The following is a 3,058-nucleotide window of genomic DNA, read 5'->3' on the forward strand; positions in this document are numbered from 1 at the left end:
TGAGCAGCGCGGCTTCGATTTCTTCGATCGCTGCTTCTAACACAGGCTGCCACCGTCTCGTCATGTTCACGACCGTTCCGGCACTAATGGGATGATGAAATAATGTTTTCACCATCTCCGTAATCCGTTCGCACGGAATCAACTGCGCGTGATTCCAGTATAACAGGAGTGAAGTGATGACCGGTCCATATTGTACATGATTGGTGACATAGAAAGGGAACTCCGCCTGCTGGACAAGTCGGCATTCCGGACAACGCTTGATTTCCCGCTCATGTTGAGTGACTTCCATGCGAACCACTGGGAGGTCGAACACTTGGCGAATGTCTACTTGAAGTGGATCGACATGTTCTAAAGAGTGACCACATCCTTTGCATTGGGTCACACGGTGAAGGACTCGATGGTCAGGATTCGGTGCTTGGCGGAGCGTCGTTCCTTGGTGCCCTGGCTGTCCTCCCGGCCGTTTCTCCGACGGTTGGCGAGAAGGAGATTTCGCCCCAAACCGGTCAGAGGACGGCGGTAAATGACTATTCGTACTGTTTTTTTTCGTACGGGCTTCTAATTCTGCAATACGTGCTTTCAATTGCTGGTTTTCTTGTCTTAACTGTTTATTTTCGTTGATGAGTTTTTCGATGGTCTGTGCTTGACGTTCGATGTTTGCCACCATGCTTTCGAGTGTGAAGACCGCTTCTTGGAAGCCAAAAGCAACATTTGCCATTGTGTTCACCTCCCATGTCTATGATGGTAATTAGTATAGACAAGGAAGGTACGAACAAACCGGCTCTCGTAAATTTTTTCTATGTACGGGCTGAATAGTTACCGCTCGGGTTTTTGTTTCCGCCAAACATAAAATTCCCTAAACTGTAGACAATAAATTTGCCTTTGTACTCCTCGATCCCTTGCACGACGTGCGGGTGATGGCCGACGACCAAATCGGCGCCGCTGTCAATCGCAAAGCGGCCGAGCGCCTTTTGCGTGCTGTTTGGCACATAGCTTCGTTCCACTCCCCAATGGAAATGGACGAAAACGATGTCGGCTCCTTGTTTCCGAAGCGTGCGAATATCGTTGGCGATTTGCTTGCGCAACGTGCTGGTGTTGCTCCAGCCTTCATAGCCAAGCGCTCCAACTTGAATGCCTTTGACCGTTTTCAACAGCCGGAGCGTGCGGCCGAAATAACCGATGTTTTCCTTTTTTAAACAGGCAATCGTGTCATTGTATCCTCGTTGCAAGTAATCGTATGTATGATTATTGGCCAGATTCACAGCATCAATGCCGCCATAGGTTAAGATTTTCGCATAACTCGGGTGGCCGCGAAAACGAAATTTCTTGCTTGCCTTCCGCGTCGAGGTCGTCAGCGTCGTTTCCAAATTGACGGTCGTAAAATCGTCCTTTTTGAAGATCGGCTCAATGTATTTCGTAAAATAGCGCAAGCCGTGCTTCTTCGCTTCTTCATCAAACGAATACGCATAACCGTAGTTTTCATCACGCCCAAGCGTCACATCGCCCGCCGCGCTGATGGTGATGCGCACCTCGCTCGGGTTCGGCGCCGCTTGTTTGGCAGAGGCTGACGCTATCACCATCTTATCGATCGGACTCGGCAGCGGTGGATGCTCGATTGTTTGCCCCGCCAGTTCGTTTGGCGCTGCCAGCACTTCCTCGACGCCGCGATCAGCCGCATTGCTGCAGGAAAATAAAAAGACGGACGCCATACACATAAGCGCCGCATTTCTTCCCTTGATCCATGCGTTCATATTCCCTCTCCTATCAATCTATTTTCTTCAAACTACCACAACTTCTGCTAATGACGTATTCAACACACCCCCTATTTATCCCTTTTCTTTCCCTCAATTTAGGAGTGATGACCTAGCCAAGCCATGATATAATGAGCTTGTAGGCGTTTCCTCTCCTATTTCCACATCTTGGACTCCTCACGTTTCATGGTTGAAACGCCCCGAGTGAATCCCATCTCGATAAGGAGGTTTCTTCATGGAAGAGCTGTTGCGGCAGTTAACCACACTTGTTCAAGGACTTGTCGATGACATGTCCGTCCTGAAGCAAGACATGCAAACGGTGAAGCAAAAATTGGGTCAACTTGAACAACGGGTGGACAAACTTGAGCAACGGATGGACAAACAGGAAGAAGAGCTGCGCTGGCTGAAGGAGCAGATGAAAGAAAACACGGAAATGATCAAAGCGATCCGCGACAATCAACTCGAACAGCGCAGCATTCAAGACGGCATGCGCCATGAAATCGCCAGCCTCCGCGGAGAAATGGCCGGCATTCGCGAGCAGATGGCAACAAAAGACCAGCTCTCCCGACTTCGCGAGCAAATGGCGACAAAAGAAGACATCTCCCTCATTCATCAGCGGCTTGATTATCAACTTGGCCGCATCGCGAAAGTGGAGGAGGAGATGCATTTGCTGAAGAAGGCGGATTGACACTCCACACGCTTAAAGGCATTTAGAGGGACTATTAGAAGTTATTGTCAAGTCCTTACTCTACTCTATAATATGTGTACTTCCGCTAGTTATTTTGTTCGGTATACCAATCTCCTTATTGATAGACTACGTATTACAAAGAATAAATCAAATGAATCCTCCTATATCATTTCTCCTGCATGCTATAGCCTATTTTATTATCGTAATAATATATTGGGTGATCAATTTTGGAGTAGATAAAATAATATATATAGGGGAGCCTGAAATAGCCTATAATGTATTTTTATTTGTGTATACCCCTTGTGTTTTTTGGATTATAACATACTCAATAAAAAAGCAATATTTAAGAAAATAACTCACATTTCGCACCCTAACAAGGTCAAAACAAAGGATTTTTTATTTAGTTTTTCAGAATAACTTTTTGACCAACACGACGAGCGATGGCTATCCTTTTTTTACCATCTCTGGTCGTTCCGTATGACGTTACACGTAAATGCTCTCATCCAGCCCCAACCCCTGCAGAATCCTTCGTTGTTCAGGGGTGAGGGAGCGATCCAGTGAGCGTTGGATGCGTCCATCCGGCAGCTCCAGGAGGACGACGTTCACATATTGAAACAGCTGA

At 47.2% G+C, this 3,058-nt stretch carries 1 protein-coding gene and 2 pseudogenes; 1 reads left to right on the forward strand and 2 read right to left on the reverse strand.

Translation table 11 applies throughout. The features are described from left to right. Positions 1 to 715: pseudogene (locus AC3EBE_RS16035) on the reverse strand (IS66-like element ISGka4 family transposase); the annotation flags it as partial. Positions 716 to 818: 103 nt separating this feature from the next. Beyond that, positions 819 to 1,748: pseudogene (locus tag AC3EBE_RS16040) on the reverse strand (CapA family protein); the annotation flags it as partial. A gap of 235 nt (positions 1,749 to 1,983) precedes the next feature. Between AC3EBE_RS16040 and AC3EBE_RS16045 the strand changes: the two are divergent. Then, positions 1,984 to 2,436, forward strand: coding sequence for a hypothetical protein (locus AC3EBE_RS16045; RefSeq protein ID WP_100664469.1), 453 nt, complete (start codon positions 1,984 to 1,986; stop codon positions 2,434 to 2,436). Positions 2,437 to 3,058: the final 622 nt, after the last annotated feature.

It is taken from the genome of Mesobacillus sp. (assembly GCF_057785455.1).